Source organism: Hymenobacter edaphi, from assembly GCF_003258365.1.
In the GTDB taxonomy this organism is placed as follows: Bacteria; Bacteroidota; Bacteroidia; order Cytophagales; family Hymenobacteraceae; genus Solirubrum; species Solirubrum edaphi.
The window spans coordinates 209,484-224,317 of sequence record NZ_QHKM01000006.1; the positions used below are offsets into that span (position 1 = coordinate 209,484).

Sequence of the window (14,834 nt, forward strand, 5' to 3'; positions counted from 1 at the left end):
ATGCGCCAATCTATTGGGGCCGACTACAGCTCCTTGCGCAGCCGCGCCACCGGAATGTTCAACTGCTCGCGGTACTTGGCCACGGTGCGCCGGGCAATGTTGTAGCCGCGGGTGTTGAGCATCTTTTCCAGCTTGTCGTCCGAGAGCGGGCGGCGCTTGTCCTCGGCTTCGATGATTTCCTTCAGGATGTGCTTCACCTCGCGCGAGCTGGCGTCCTCCCCCGAGTCGGTGGCAATGCCTTCGGAGAAGAAGTACTTCAGCGGGTAGATGCCGAATTCGGTCTGCACGGCCTTGGAGTTGGCCACCCGGCTCACGGTGCTGATGTCCATGCCGATTTCGGTGGCTATGTCCTTCAGAATCATCGGGCGCAGCTTGCTTTCGTCGCCGTCGAGGAAAAACTCGCGCTGGTAGCGTACGATGGAGTCCATGGTGCGCAGCAGGGTGTTCTGGCGCTGCTTGATGGCGTCGATAAACCACTTGGCCGCGTCCAGCTTCTGCTTCACGAAAGTCACGGCTTCCTTAAGCTTCTTGTCCTTGCGGGCGCCCTTGTCGTAGGCCTGAAACATCTCCTGGTAGTCGCGGCTCACGCGCAGGTCGGGGGCGTTGCGCGCGTTCAGCGTCAGGTTCAGGTCGCCGTTGTCGTTGGTCAGGATGAAGTCGGGGATGATGTACTGCACCCGGCCGCCGCCGGTGGGGCCCGAGCCGCCAGGCTTGGGATTGAGCTTCAGAATCAGGCTGATGGCGTCTTTCAGCTCGTCGTCTTCCAGGTCCAGCTTCTGCTGAATGCGCTGGTAGTGCTTCTTGGTGAACTCGTCGAACGTGTCCATCAGAATGTGCTGGGCGTGGTCCACCACGTCGTCGTGGGGGCGGCGGTCCAGCTGCAGCAGCAGGCACTCGCGCAGGTCGCGGGCGCCGATGCCAGGCGGGTCGAAGGTCTGAATCAGGCGCAGCACCAGCTCGATTTCGGCCTCCGAGGCGTCGATGTTCTGCGAGAAGGCCAGGTCGTTGACGATGGCGCCCAGGTCGCGGCGGATGTAGCCGTCGGCGTCGATGGAGCCGATGAGCTGCCGCCCGATGGCCTCTTCCTTGTCGTCGAGGTCCATGAAGCGCAGCTGCTCGAACAGCGAGTCGGTGAGCGTGCTGCTGGTATCGGCCAGGGGCATGTCGCGCTCCTCCTCGTCGCCGCCGTTGTCGCCCTGCATCTTGTAGCCGGCTATTTCGTCGTCGTTGAGGTAGTCGTCGATGTCGAGGTCGTCGGAGTCCTTGGTTTCACTGGTATCCTCGTCCTTGGGCAGCTCGATTTCGGGCTCCGGCACCTCGTCAAAATCCTCGTCGAGAATGTTTTCCTCGTTGTCGTACTCTTCGCCCTCGGCCGGCTCGTCGGGGGTATCGTCGTCCGCGTCGTCGTCGCCGAACTCGTCGTCCGCGTCCTCGTCGGCCAGGTCGGCTTCCTCCGCGTCGCCTTCTTCCAGCGCCGGATTCATTTCCAGCTCTTCCTTGATGCGCATTTCCAGCTCCGCCGTAGGAATTTGGAGGAGCTTGATGAATTGGATCTGTTGGGGGGACAGCTTCTGCGAGAGAAGCTGCTTCATGTCCAGTCTTTGCATGGCAGCGGTAAGCGGTGCGGGGCGCCAAAAGTAGCAGGCGCAGCCCTGCCAAATATAGCCTACTGTGTACTTGAGTTGGGGCGGAAAGGTTGGTAGGGCTGTCATGTCGAGCGAAGCGAGACATCTGGGGCAATGTCAATGTCGTTCACCCAGATGTCTCGCTTCGCTCGACATGACAATACCACAAGCCGTCAGCACGCGAGATGTCTCGACAAGCTCGACATAACGGTCTGATTTGCTCGGAATGACCGGCGGGGGAGGCGGGAATGACATGCAAGCCGCGTATTTTTGCCGGCTCAACTTCATTGCTAAGACGATGTCCGTCAGAAGATCAAGCGTAGAGGCGCTGCTGACCAGCCAGGAGCTGGACCGCGAAGTGCTCGTAAAAGGCTGGGTGCGAACCCGCCGCGGCAACAAATACGTGCAGTTTATTGCCGTCAACGACGGCTCGACCATCAATAATCTGCAGGTAGTAGCCGACGCTGAGAAGTTTCCGGAAGAGACGCTCAAGGACGTCACCACCGGTTCGTGCATCGCCGTGCGCGGCAAGCTGGTGGCCTCGCAGGGCAAGGGCCAGGCCACCGAAGTGCAGGCTCTCGAAATCGAGGTGCTGGGCAAGGCCGACCCCGAAACCTACCCGCTGCAGAAAAAAGGCCACTCGCTGGAGTTCTTGCGCGAAATTGCCCACCTGCGCCCCCGCACCAACACCTTCGGGGCGGTGCTGCGCCTGCGCCACGCGCTGGCCTTTGCCGTGCACCAGTACTTCAACGACCGGGGCTTCTTCTACGTGCACACGCCCATCATCACCGGCTCCGACGCCGAGGGCGCCGGCCAGATGTTCCGCGTGACCACCCTGCCCGACCAGAACCCGCCCCTCACCGAAGCCGGGCAGGTGGATTACTCGGAGGACTTCTTCGGCAAAGCCACCAACCTGACCGTTTCGGGGCAGCTGGAGGGCGAGCTGGCCGCCATGGCCCTGGGCCAGGTGTATACCTTCGGGCCGACTTTCCGCGCCGAAAACTCCAACACGGCCCGCCATTTGGCCGAGTTCTGGATGATCGAGCCGGAAATGGCCTTCTACGACCTGCAGGACAACATGGACCTGGCGGAGGATTTCCTGCGCTACCTCGTGCGCTACGCCCTGGAGAAGTGCCCGGCCGATCTGCAATTCCTCAACGACCAGTACGACAAGGAGCTGCTCACGCGCCTGCGCTTCGTTATCGACAACGACTTCCAGCGCCTGACCTACACCGAGGCGGTGGACATCCTGAAAACGGCCAAGCAGAAGTTTGAATTCCCGGTGGACTGGGGCACCGACCTGCAGTCGGAGCACGAGCGGTACCTGGTGGAGAAGCACTTCAAGAAGCCGGTTATCCTGACGAACTACCCGAAGGACATCAAGGCCTTCTACATGAAGCTCGACGAGGACGGTCGCACCGTGCGCGCCATGGACGTGCTCTTCCCCGGCATCGGCGAAATCATCGGCGGCTCGCAGCGCGAGGAAGACCTGGAGAAGCTGGAGCAGCGGATGCAGGAAATGCACGTGCCCGCCGAGGAACTGTGGTGGTACCTCGATACGCGCCGCTTTGGCACGGCCCCGCACTCGGGCTTCGGCCTGGGCTTCGAGCGCCTGGTGCTCTTCGTGACCGGCATGACCAACATCCGCGACGTAATTCCCTTCCCGCGCTTCCCCAAGAACGCGGAGTTTTAAGCGCTCAGGCGCTAAACAACAACGCCCGGCTATGATAGCTTATCCTTAGCCAACACTCAAAGCCGCCCGGTCACTTGACCGGAGCGGCTTTTTTGCATGTTGTGGGCATGAGGGTATCAACTGATTTTGGGATGCCCTAATCTGGGCGCAGCGGCATTTCGGCGCCGTGCAGTTGGGAGACGTTCGTCGTACGCGCCGCGTCTACCGCTTGGCCGCCGGCTGGGCGCGGCAGCCAGGATGACTGGCCATGGATGAATGTATATTGGACGCTTGAGCTTTACTTGCTGCTCGGTATGTCCTTAAGGCATACTGCCGAGTTTCCTGCCAGAATCCGCGCCGGAGCATGGCGTTTCAACGGCATCGTGTGGGGCCTCCGGCTCGTGGACGGGCTGGCCGTGGCCGTTATGTTGGGTCGCTATGCGGCCTTGATGCCGCTCATGATCCTGCTACCCGTGACGGGCATCGGATTGGTTTCGAGATACTGGCCGTGTTCTTTGTCGGGATATACCTCTTTTTAAATACTATCCGCATAGAAAAGTCTTGGTGAGCTTACCTAACTGCCCGTTTGCCTGAACCCGACGGGCGACAGGAGCGGCAAGACACACTAGTGGTAGTGGTCAAACCACAAGACCAGGTGCTGTTCTACGCTGCTGGAAAGTTGAACCAAGCCGTCCCAATCCATGCCTTAGCGACCCGTCGCCGCAGCCGCGGAGCAGCCGGGCCAGCGGGAGCGGAGGATATAGTGTGTTTTCAAGAAGGGAAGATAAACGACTGGGTGATACCCCCGCTGCATGCGTCCTGGCTGGCTAAGAAAGCTCAGGCCACCGAACCCGTGCCCGCTGCTGCGTAACGAGCGGCCCCGCCGCGCGGGCTTTACCGGAAGTCCGCCCGCCGTGCCCGCCCAAGCCCGTCCTGCTGCACCTAGGGCGGGCGGTTTTGTCGCATCAACATGCGACAAAACCGCCCTCTTATCCGCTTTACCTTTATCGTGCCCGTGTATCGGGGTCACCATCACGCTCTACCTCCACACCTCTTGCCATGATTCATAAGTACCTGCTAGCAGCCCTGCTGCTGACGGCTGCCGCGCCCGCCGCGCTGGCCCAGACCACCGGCTCGGTGGGCATTGGCACGGCCACTCCCAATGCCAAAGCCGCCCTCGACGTAACGGCCACCGACAAGGGCGTGCTGGTGCCGCGCCTGACCCAGGCCCAGCGCACCGCCATTGCCGCACCCGTGCCCGTGGGCCTGCTGGTGTACCAGACTGATGGCACGCCCGGCTTCTGGTACTACGAAGCCACTGCCGGCTGGACTTCCCTCAGCGCCGGCAGCAGTACTGGCGACAACCTGGGCAACCACTCGGCTACCCAGACCCTCAACCTGAACGAGCAGCGCCTGCTGGGCACCGTGGGCACCTCCCTGGGCGACTCTACCGCCCAGGTGGAGCTGAACGCCAGCGTGGGCACGCAGAGCACGGCGCTCATCACCCGCAGCAGTTTCGGGGCCCGCTACTCCCGCGTTATACTCTCGGGCTACGGCAAGCTGCCCGAGGGCACCAGCACCGCTAACGACTACGGCATCTGGGCCACTGCCTACCGCGGTGGGGGCTGGGCCGGCTTTTTCTCCGCGGGCAGCACCACCACGCCGCTGCGCTGGGTGGGCATCTGCCAGAACCCGGGCTACAACGGCACCGGCTCGGCCATTCGCATCGTCGATGGCACCCAGGGCGCGGGCAAGGTGCTGATGTCGGACGGCAGCGGCTACGGTACCTGGCAGCCGGTGCCCGCCCCCACGACGGCCGGGGGCAACTTCAACTTGGGCTCGTACTCCCTGGTGGGCAACGGCGGCAGCGCGGGCATTGCCATCAGCAACACCGGCAACGTGGGCATCGGCGCTGCCGGCCCCACCAGCACGTTGCAGGTGGCCGGCTCGGTGGCCGCCCGCATTCGCACCCTCAGCAGCGGCTCGGTGGCCGACAATGACTATACCGTGCTGGTGGGCGGCAGCATTGCCCTACCTGCTCCGAGTGCTGCTAACACTGGCCGGATCCACAATCTGTTGACCACGGGCGGCGGCTATGTGGTAACAGGGGTCTTCCGCGACGCGAGCGGCGCCTTTGGCACCTACGGACTGAACAACAGTGCCGGTGCCCGGGGCATCGTCGTGCAAAGTGACGGCACCAACTGGTGGATTATCAGCCGGCAATAACCGTTCTACTACCCGCCGATATAAAGCGCCGACCAACCGGCCTTGTTCTTACCCCAAAGGCGAAAAGCGCTGGCCCACGGGCCAGCGCTTTTTGTTGGTCATGGGTAGCTTGCAGGATGAGCATATCAGCAGGTTTTGGCGCAGCGCAGCAGCGGGCGCAGACGCATGTTGGTGGGGCGTCGTTGGGCGACGTGCGACGCACGCGGCGGGTGGTGCGGCTGGCAGCGGGCTGGGTGCGGCAGCCCGGGGCCCATTTGCGCGCCGACGTAACCATGTAAATAGGCAGCGCCGGCCGGTAGGCCGACGTGGCTTAAGTTTTGGGTAAGGACAAGCTATGATAGCCGGGCGTTGCTGTTCACACGCAGGTTGAAGTCTGCGCTGCGGGTCATGCGCTTAGGCGCTGTGGCCGGTCGAAGAAGTAGTACACGGCTCCGCCGAACAGTAGCCCGAACACGGCCATCAGCAAGCAGCCGCCCGCCACGCCATACTTCTCCGCATTGTCGTCGATGCGCCCGTCGGCCGGGTCCTCGGGCAGGTACACGACCCGAGCCATCTGTCCTCGGTAGTATCGGTGGCCCAGAGTGTTGAAGTGGCTCTGCACGGTATAAGTCTGCTGGTCCTGAGCCCTGAACTGCACCACGTACAGTCGGGTGTCGCCTTCGGTCATGGAGTCGTTGACCACTACGGCCGGCGCAACAACGCCACGGGAGTAGCGGCGGTAGGAATGGTGGCCTTCGCAGCCGGCAGCGCAGAGCACAATGATTTCCCAAAATGCAATAAAGGCGTACATGTAGTATCGGCCGGTGTGGTTTGTTTCGGCGGAATGTGTAGAGCCAGACATAACGAGCGTAACTAGAGCATTAAAGCTAATGTGGAACAGTCTGTAGGTTAGTGGCTTGAATAATGCAACACCGACTGTCAGCGCGTACTACCTGGCCGCTTAGGCGAGTCGGCAAACAGCGCCCCGGCAGTAACCCGGCGCAGCCACAGCAGCGCCGCCGCAAAGCCGCTCAGCAGGCCAAAGCCCGTGAGCTGCAGCAGCTGCCCGTACTGCTCGGTGGTGGTGGCCAGGCGGCTGTGCTCGGGCTGAGTCTGTACATATATAATGGGCACTTTGTCGCCTACCTGGTAAGTCGCCGAGGAATGGTGGAAGCGGTTGACCAGCCGCACCTCCTGCCCTTGGTAGCTAGCCGCGACGGTGTATTCAATGGTGGCGTCGCCGGGCTTGCGGGTGGTGGCGCGCTTGCCGTTTTTATCGGGAGCAGGGGGAATTACGCGCCGTTGCGTAACGGTGCCGATGAGCGGTACTCCCTCGGTGCGCCGGACCAGCACGCCCCGGGCCTCCCGCGCCGCCAGATAGAGCAGCACCACGCAGAACCCCGCCGCCACCAAGGAGGCAATGTAGTGCGCCGCGTGGGGGCGGCCGGCGGGAGGAGTGGGGCTGGGGGCCATGCCGCCAAAGCTAGCAGTAGTTGCGCAGCTCCCGGTCGTCGACGGCCGCCAGCTTGTCGAGGCGCAACTCGAAACCGTCGGTCAGGCGCAGGTACTCCACTTTGGCGCGGATGTAGAGGTCCTGAATGACGCCTTCGCGGGTGCTGAGCGGGGCATCGGGCGTCTCGCGGTAGTGCAGGACGCAGGGCTGCCGGGTGGTGGCGCGGGCTTCCAGCTCGTCGTAGAAGGAGCAGCTGATGGGGCGGTAGTCGCTCATGGCGGTAGCTATTTAGCTGCTTAACCCGGGCGGGCCGGAAAACGTTGGGAGTAGCAGTTGTCACCCCTGCCGCCCCGTTCTCATGGCCGATTCCCCGGAGTTTGATCTGGCCCCCGCCGACGCCCTGCGCGACGGGGAGCTGAAAGCCTTTCCTGCCGCCGACACCCAGGTGCTGCTGCTGCGCCACCACGGGCAGTACCACGCCTTCGCCGCGCACTGCCCGCACTACGGCGCCCCGCTGGAAAAGGGTCGGCTGGTGGGCGAGCAGCTAGTCTGCCCCTGGCACCACGCCTGCTTCCGCGCGGCCGATGGCAAGCTCTGCGAACCGCCGGCTCTGGACGATTTGCCCCGCTACCCGCTGCGCGAAGCCGATGGCCGCCTGTGGGTGACGCTGCCCGCCGCCGCGCCCCGCGTGCCCGAGTCGCCCGACGCCACGCCAACGGCCGAAACCGGCGGAGCCGCACCCGCCTTGCGCCAGGGCCGCCCCACCGACGCCAGCGTGTTCGTCATCGTGGGAGCCGGGGCTGCTGGGCAAATGGCCGCCCAGACGCTGCGCACCGAGGGCTTCGCCGGGCGCGTGGTGCTCGTCGGGGCCGAGGCCAGTGCGCCCTACGACCGCACCAAGCTCAGCAAAGCCTACCTCGCCGGCAAGACCGACGACGCGCACCTGCCGCTGCGCTACGATTCGTTTTACCGCGACTACCACATCGAGCGCCTCACTGAGGCATCCATCAGCGGGCTGGATGCGGCCAGACGCGAGCTGCACTTCGCCGATGGCCGGGCGCCGCTCCATTACGACGCGCTGCTGCTGAGCCCCGGCAGCACGCCGCGCACCCTGCCCGCCGCCGTGTCCGGTCACGACCTGCCGGGCCTGTTCGTGCTCCGCAGCCATGCCGACGCGCAACGGCTGCGCGACGCGGCCAAAGACGCCCGGCACGTGGTGGTAGTCGGTGGCAGCTTCATCGGCATGGAAGCAGCGGCCAGCCTGGCCGGGCAGCCAGGGCGCACCGTGACGGTGGTGGCCCAGGAAGCCGAGCCGTTCGAAAAGGTGCTGGGGCCGCGCATCGGGGCCATGTTCCGCCAGCTGCATCAGCAGAAGGGCGTATCGTTTCGCGGGGGCGACGGGCTGGCGGAGCTGCGCACCGCGCCGGGCGGGCAGTTGGGCACGGTGGTGCTGAAATCGGGCGACTCGCTGCCGGCCGATGTGGTCGTGCTAGGCATCGGCGTACGCCCCGCCACCGATTTTCTGCGCGAGGTGCTGCCGCTGGAACCCGACGGCGGCTTGGCCGTCGACGAGCAGTTGCGCGTTGGCGACGCCATCTGGGCCGCCGGCGACGTGGCCACGTTCGAGCTGCACCCGGCCGGCGGCCGCACGCGCATCGAACACTGGCGCGTGGCGCAGCAGCAGGGCCGCGTGGCCGCGCTGAACATGCTGGGCCGGGGCGTCCGGTTCGACAAGGTGCCCTTTTTCTGGACGCAGCAGTTCGGCAAAAGCCTGCGCTACGCCGGCCATGCCAAGCACTGGGACGACATCATCTACCACGGCCCGGTCGAGCAACAGAACTTCCTGGCCCTGTACGTGGGCGAAGGCCGCATTCTGGCCGCCGCCGGCATGAACCGTGACCCGGACCTGATTTGCATCGAAGCGCTGCTGGCACTGGACCGCATGCCCGCGCCCGCCGAAGCCCGCCACGAGGTCGACTGGGCCGGGCGGCTGAAGGCGGCGCAGGCGCAGTAGCGCGGGCTTCCGGGGTGCGGAGCCTGGAGGAGTACGACGGATACATAATCTGCTTGTGCATAGCTATTTGGGTGATGATTGGCCGTTGGGGCACTACGCTGCCGCGCGGCCAGCCCCCAAGCTGGAACTGCCTCGCTGGCACAGCCGGTGGGCCGTGGGTGGGCGTTTCTGCATCGTTCGACGGTTTGAGCAGGGACCATAAAAAAGCCGCCCCGGCCAAATGGCCGAAGCGGCTTTTCTTACGCGGAGTACGTGGCGGACTTAGCGCACGCGGCCCCGACCACCCCCGGGGCCGTTGCCACCGTTGCTGTTGCCGCCGAAGCCGCCCTGGCCCCGGCCGGGTTGGCCCTGCCCGTAGTCGGGGCGGCCACCGCCGTTGGGCTGGTCGCGGCGGCCGTCGTAGCCCCCGCCGCGGCGGTCATCGTTGTCGTAGCGGCCGCCCGGCGCGTTGCCGCCCTGGTAGCCGCCGCGGCCGCCCGGCGCGTTGCCGCCCTGGTAGCCGCCGCGGCCGGGCCCGTTTTGGGCGTAGGGCTGGTTGTCGTAGCGGCCGTCTCCCTGACTGCGGTAGCCGTTGCCGCCGTAGCCGCCCTGCCAGCGCGGGCCGGGTGCCGAGCGGTAGTAGCCGGGGCGCCAGCCGCGCGTGTTGCAGTAGGAGCGGTGGTCGTAGATCCGGCCCCAGGGCTGTCGGCCCACGTACTGCACCACCACCGGATGGAAATAGCGCGGGTCGTAGCCGGCGTAGTAGGCGGCCGGCAGGGCCGGGGCGCTGACCCAGGTGTTGTAGTAGGGGTCGAAGTACACGTACGACTGGGTGTAGAGGTCGTAGTAGCCGTCGATTTCGGGAATGTAGTAGTACTGCACCCCGGGGCCGATGGGCGGGCCCCAGGCGGGTGCGCCTACGTTCACGTTGACCTGCACCTGGGCCTGCGCAGGGCCGCCGTAGAGCAGCGCCAGCAGAAACAGCGGCAGGGCTGATTTGAGCAATGGTTTCATGAGCTGAGAAAACAAAGAAGTTGTTCACCGTCAACGCAAAAACGGCACCACAATTTTCCACCCGCGAATGGAGCGTTCAAAGCAAGATACCACCCTGCCGTTGGCTTTCGTATGAAGACTCGCTCGGACCGGCCGCCGTGCGCCGGGTCATGCTACTTATTGCTGATAATCAACCATGTTTCGCTCATACCTGCTCCGGCTGAGCAGCTGCCTGCTGCTGGCCTGCTCCCCGGAAAAGCCCGCTGATTCCGTCGTCGATAGCGGCCCGCCGCCCGTACCCGCCGATTCCGCGGTTTCCGCCCCCGATTCGCCGGTTGCGCCGGTGCCGCCCGCCATCAGCAGCGGCACCGCCGACTCCGCGGCGGCCGTTGCGTGGCCCGCTCCGTTTCAGCTCGCTGCTGGTAGCCAATGCCAGCGGGTGGCCACGCGGGCCGTTACCATTTACCAGCGGCCCGGGATGAAAGCCCCAAAGTTTGGCCAGGTGACGAGCGGCGAGAAACTGACGCTGACCGCCCGCACTGCCGATGGCTGGGTGGGCTTCGACCCGGCCACGGCCCAGGCCGCCAACGTGGGCATTTTCCGCCTGCGCTGGGTGCGGGCCGCCGAGGCCTTCGGAGCCGCCGACCAGGCCTGCGCCGACCTGCCGCTGGTGCAGGCTCCGCCCGCTGGGTGCCTGCTGATGGCTACGCACCCGGTCCCGGTGCATGCCCGCCCGGCGGGTAACTCCCCGCAGATAAGCATGATACCGACCGGTAGCTACGCCCGCATCCGGCCGCAGGCCAGCGCAGCGGGCAAGGGCTGGACGGAAATCGAGGTGCCCGGCCGGGCTGCCCCCGGCTACGTGGCCGAGGTTGATGCAAACCGGAACGGCCCTTGTTCGGGGCAATAAAAAAACCGGCGCTACCTGAGCAGGCAGCGCCGGTTTGATTATCAGCCAAGGAGCAGGAACCGCAGGGCTTAGTGCTTGCCGTGGCCTTTGCCCTTGCCGTTCCCATTGCCTTTGCCCTTGCCGCCGTGGTCGTCCACCACGATAACGTTGCCGCCGGCGGGCACCACGTAGGCGCCTTTCATTTTCTTGGCCTGGCCGGGAGGCATGCCGTGCGGGTGGCCGTACTTGGCCTTGTGCTGGGTCACGTACACCCACGGCTGCGCCCCCACGTAGTCGATGACGACGGGGTGGAAGCCACGCGGGTCGTAGCCGTTGACGGAAGCCACGCGGGCCCACTGCCCGTTGCGCTGAACGATGTACTGCTGGGCGCGCAGGTCGTAGTAGCCGCCGTACTCGGGCACGTAGTAGTACTGGGTGCCGGCCGGGGCGGCCACGCCCCAACTCGGCACGTTGATGTTCACGTTGACCTGGGCCTGCGCCGGGGTGCCGGCGGCTAGCGCGCCGGCAAGCAGCAGGGCGGCCAAAAAACCTTGGGAAGTGCGTTTCATGGGAAATGAGTGGGGTAGAGAAAACGAAGCTGGGGAGCAGTTGACAAGAACAGCGCCAAACCAGACAGCAACGGGTACGTAGCTCTAACGTCCGGCGGCTGAAACCGCTGGGAAGCAACTCGGAAAGCCCGAACGAAAATCCCGGCAACAGGGTTAAATCCTTCTGCAACCCGCTTAGCCAACCTGGCTAATTCCGCTAGCAAATAACTTGTTGCGGCTGGCATGCGGGAGGCTTTTAACGTACTTTCGCGGGCTTATCTGCTACGCACTGCATGGCTAAGAAAAAACCAGCGGCTCCGGCCGCAGCCGAAGCTCCGGCCAAGGCGCCCAAAACGTCCACCGCTGCCGCCAAGCCCCGCAAGGCGGCCGCCCCCAAAGCCGACACCCCGGTGGCCGCGCTGACGGAGGAACCCGCGCCCGGCGGCAACGGCCACGTGCCGGCGCCCACGGCCGTGGCGGCGCCGGCCACCTCGGCCACGCACTCCTCGGCGGCCACCATCGAGGCGCCGTTCATTGAGGTGTACGGGGCCCGGGAGCACAACCTGAAGAACGTGTCGGTGCAGATTCCGCGCGGCAAGCTGGTGGTTTTCACGGGTATCAGCGGCTCGGGCAAATCCTCGTTGGCCTTCGATACCATCTACGCCGAGGGGCAGCGCCGCTACATGGAGACGTTTTCGGCCTACGCCCGCTCATTTATGGGCGGCCTGGAGCGGCCGGACGTGGACAAGATTGAGGGCCTCTCGCCGGTTATCAGCATCGAGCAGAAGACGACCTCGCGCAACCCGCGTTCCACGGTGGGCACCATTACCGAGATTTACGACTTCCTGCGCCTGTTCTACGCCCGCACCGCCGAGGCCTTCAGCTACGTGACGGGCAAGAAGATGATCCGGCAGAGCGACGACCAGATCATCAATTACATCCTCAAGCACTTCGAAGGCCGCAAGCTGGTGGTGCTGGCGCCGGTGGTGAAGGGCCGCAAGGGCCACTACCGCGAGCTGTTTCAGCAAGTGGCTAAGCTGGGCTTCACCAAGGTGCGCGTCGACGGGGAGCTGCTGGATATCACCAGCAAGATGCAGGTGGACCGCTACAAAATCCACGACATCGAAATCGTCATCGACCGGCTGGTGGTGAAGGAGGACGACCGGTTTCGCCTCTCGGGCTCCATGCAGTCGGCGCTGACGCACGGCAAGGGTACCGCGCTGGTACTCGATCCGGACGCGAATAAGACGCAGTTTTTCTCGCGCTTCCTCATGGATCCGTCGACCGGCATTGCCTACGACGACCCGGCCCCGAACACTTTCTCCTTCAACTCGCCCTACGGCGCCTGCCCGGTGTGCAACGGCCTGGGCGAGATTCAGCAGATTACCGAGGAATCCGTCATTCCCGACCCCAAGCTGAGCATCAGCCGCGGTGGCATTGCCCCCTTGGGCGAGTACCGCGACATCTGGATTTTTCAGCAGATGAACCTGATTCTGAAGAAGAACAAGGTGTCATTGACCACGCCCATCGAGAAGCTGCCGCGCGAATTGGTGGAGCGGCTCCTGAACGGTGTGCCCGAGCCGGAGGACGAGGACGACAAGAAAAAAGCCGCCTACTCCGAGCCGTTTGAGGGCATCATCCCGTTCCTGCGGCGGCAGATGGAGTCCGAATCGGATAACATCCGCGAGTGGATTCAGCAGTACACCCAGGCCACCGAGTGCCCTGAGTGCCACGGATTCCGCCTGAAGAAAGAGTCGCTGCACTTCAAAATCGACCAGCGGCACATCGGCGAGCTGTCGGTGATGGACATTGGCGAGCTAAGCCGCTGGTTTGAAGGGCTGGAGGAGCGCCTGACCGACCGCCAGAACCTGATTGCCCGCGAGCTGCTCAAGGAAATCCGCAAGCGCATCGGCTTTCTGCTGGAAGTGGGCCTGGAATACCTGAACCTGCACCGCTCGGTGCGCACCCTCTCGGGCGGTGAGTCGCAGCGCATCCGCCTGGCCACGCAGATCGGTACCCAGCTGGTGGGCGTGCTCTACATCATGGACGAGCCCAGCATCGGCCTGCACCAGCGCGACAACGAGCGGCTGATCAACGCCCTGAAGCACCTGCGCGACCTGGGCAACTCGGTCATCGTGGTGGAGCACGACAAGGACATGATCATCCACGCCGACCACGTGCTCGACATCGGGCCCGGCGCGGGTATCCACGGCGGGCACGTGGTGGCCGAGGGCGACCCGGACACCTTCCTGCGCAGCGGCTCGCTCACGGCCCAGTACCTGAGCGGCGAAAAGCACATCGAGCTGCGCAAGAAAAAGCGCGAAGGCCACGGCACCGAGCTGCTGCTGAAAGGCGCGAAGGGCCACAACCTCAAGAACGTGACCCTGAAAGTGCCGCTGGGTAAGCTCGTGGCCGTGACGGGCGTGTCGGGTTCGGGCAAATCCTCGCTCATCCACGACACGCTGTACCCGATTCTGAACAAGCACTTCTTCAACGCCAAGAAGGAGCCGCTGCAGTTCCAGACCATCGAAGGGCTGGAGCACCTGGACAAGGTGATTGAGGTGGACCAGTCGCCCATCGGGCGCACGCCGCGCTCCAACCCGGCCACCTACACCGGCGTGTTCACCGAAATCCGGCAGCTGTACTCCAACCTGCCCGAGGCCAAAATCCGCGGGTACGGGCCGGGGCGCTTCTCCTTTAACGTGAAGGGCGGCCGCTGCGAAACCTGCGAGGGCGCCGGCATCCGCACCATCGAAATGAACTTCCTGCCCGACGTGCACGTGCAGTGCGAAACCTGCAAGGGCCGCCGCTACAACCGCGAAACGCTGGAAGTGCGGTTCAAGGGCAAGAGCATCACCGACGTGCTCGATATGACCATCGAGAAGGCGGTGGAGTTCTTTGAGAATCAGCCGCGTATCCTGCGCAAGATCAAGACCCTGGACGACGTGGGGCTGGGCTACATCACGCTCGGGCAGCAGGCTACCACGCTGTCGGGCGGGGAGGCGCAGCGCGTGAAGCTGGCCACCGAGCTAAGCAAGAAGGACACCGGCCAGACCTTCTACATCCTCGACGAGCCCACCACCGGCCTGCACTTCGAGGATATCCGCCACCTCTCCAACGTGCTGCAGAAGCTGGCCGACAAGGGCAACTCGGTGCTCATCATCGAGCACAACCTGGACCTGATCAAAGTGGCCGACCACATCATCGACCTCGGGCCCGAGGGCGGGGCGGGTGGCGGCACCATCGTGGCCCAGGGCACGCCCGAGCAGGTGGCCAAGGTGAAGAAAAGCCACACGGCCCGCTTCCTGGCCGAGGAACTGAAAGTCAGCAAGTACGCCGTGGAGAAGCCCGGGGAAACCGGCAAGGACAACGGCGAAGACCAGGCCGCGTAACGGCGGTGGCCCTTCGGCCCCGACAAACGCCACCAGCTACCGCGCGGTAACTGGTGGCGTTTTT

The 14,834-nt window shown here is 64.5% G+C and carries 12 protein-coding genes; 6 read left to right on the forward strand and 6 right to left on the reverse strand.

All coding sequences use genetic code 11. The features are described from left to right. Nucleotides 1–23: 23 nt before the first annotated feature. Nucleotides 24–1,607, reverse strand: coding sequence for an RNA polymerase factor sigma-54 (gene rpoN / locus DLM85_RS18395; RefSeq protein ID WP_111479630.1), 1,584 nt, complete (start codon nt 1,605–1,607; stop codon nt 24–26). Between the two features lie 316 nt (nt 1,608–1,923). Here rpoN and asnS point away from each other — a divergent pair, with 316 nt between their 5' ends. The 3 genes from asnS (at nt 1,924) to DLM85_RS18415 (ending at nt 5,523) form a co-directional block, all read left to right on the forward strand. Beyond that, on the forward strand, nt 1,924–3,318 hold the full coding sequence (gene asnS, locus DLM85_RS18400; protein ID WP_111479700.1) for an asparagine--tRNA ligase: 1,395 nt from the start codon (nt 1,924–1,926) through the stop codon (nt 3,316–3,318). A gap of 139 nt (nt 3,319–3,457) precedes the next feature. Further along, entirely contained in the window at nt 3,458–3,559 is a 102-nt protein-coding gene (locus tag DLM85_RS26350) for an IS4/Tn5 family transposase DNA-binding protein (RefSeq protein WP_111479701.1), read from the forward strand. 797 nt (nt 3,560–4,356) lie between these two features. Continuing rightward, complete coding sequence (locus tag DLM85_RS18415; protein ID WP_111479632.1) at nt 4,357–5,523, forward strand: hypothetical protein; 1,167 nt, start codon at nt 4,357–4,359, stop codon at nt 5,521–5,523. Nucleotides 5,524–5,908: 385 nt separating this feature from the next. On the opposite strand, the gene DLM85_RS18420 is transcribed toward DLM85_RS18415, so the two are convergent. The 3 genes from DLM85_RS18420 to DLM85_RS18430 all read right to left on the reverse strand — a co-directional run bounded on the left by DLM85_RS18420 (nt 5,909) and on the right by DLM85_RS18430 (nt 7,231). Next, a complete protein-coding gene (locus DLM85_RS18420) occupies nt 5,909–6,364 on the reverse strand; it encodes a DUF3592 domain-containing protein (RefSeq protein WP_111479633.1) in 456 nt (151 codons plus the stop codon). Between the two features lie 77 nt (nt 6,365–6,441). Next, a complete protein-coding gene (locus DLM85_RS18425) occupies nt 6,442–6,975 on the reverse strand; it encodes a DUF3592 domain-containing protein (RefSeq protein WP_111479634.1) in 534 nt (177 codons plus the stop codon). Between the two features lie 10 nt (nt 6,976–6,985). After that, the gene (locus tag DLM85_RS18430; RefSeq protein ID WP_111479635.1) at nt 6,986–7,231 is read right to left on the reverse strand and encodes a hypothetical protein; all 246 of its coding nucleotides are present in this window, start codon (nt 7,229–7,231) and stop codon (nt 6,986–6,988) included. Between the two features lie 82 nt (nt 7,232–7,313). On the opposite strand from DLM85_RS18430, the gene DLM85_RS18435 reads away from it, so the two are divergent. Continuing rightward, entirely contained in the window at nt 7,314–8,969 is a 1,656-nt protein-coding gene (locus DLM85_RS18435; protein ID WP_111479636.1) for an FAD-dependent oxidoreductase, read from the forward strand. Nucleotides 8,970–9,230: 261 nt separating this feature from the next. Here the strand turns inward: DLM85_RS18435 and DLM85_RS18440 are convergent, their stop codons facing one another. Further along, a complete protein-coding gene (locus tag DLM85_RS18440) occupies nt 9,231–9,962 on the reverse strand; it encodes a hypothetical protein (RefSeq protein ID WP_133257139.1) in 732 nt (243 codons plus the stop codon). Nucleotides 9,963–10,137: 175 nt separating this feature from the next. Here DLM85_RS18440 and DLM85_RS18445 point away from each other — a divergent pair, with 175 nt between their 5' ends. After that, nucleotides 10,138–10,851 (forward strand): SH3 domain-containing protein, encoded by a 714-nt coding sequence (locus DLM85_RS18445; protein WP_111479638.1) that lies wholly within the window; start codon nt 10,138–10,140, stop codon nt 10,849–10,851. 68 nt (nt 10,852–10,919) lie between these two features. Here DLM85_RS18445 and DLM85_RS18450 read toward each other — a convergent pair whose 3' ends face one another. Continuing rightward, nucleotides 10,920–11,399, reverse strand: a complete 480-nt coding sequence (locus DLM85_RS18450; RefSeq protein ID WP_133257140.1) for a hypothetical protein — start codon at nt 11,397–11,399, stop codon at nt 10,920–10,922. Nucleotides 11,400–11,671: 272 nt separating this feature from the next. Between DLM85_RS18450 and uvrA the strand changes: the two genes are divergently transcribed. Then, the gene (gene uvrA / locus DLM85_RS18455; protein ID WP_243636033.1) at nt 11,672–14,770 is read left to right on the forward strand and encodes an excinuclease ABC subunit UvrA; all 3,099 of its coding nucleotides are present in this window, start codon (nt 11,672–11,674) and stop codon (nt 14,768–14,770) included. The last annotated feature ends 64 nt before the right edge of the window (nt 14,771–14,834 follow it).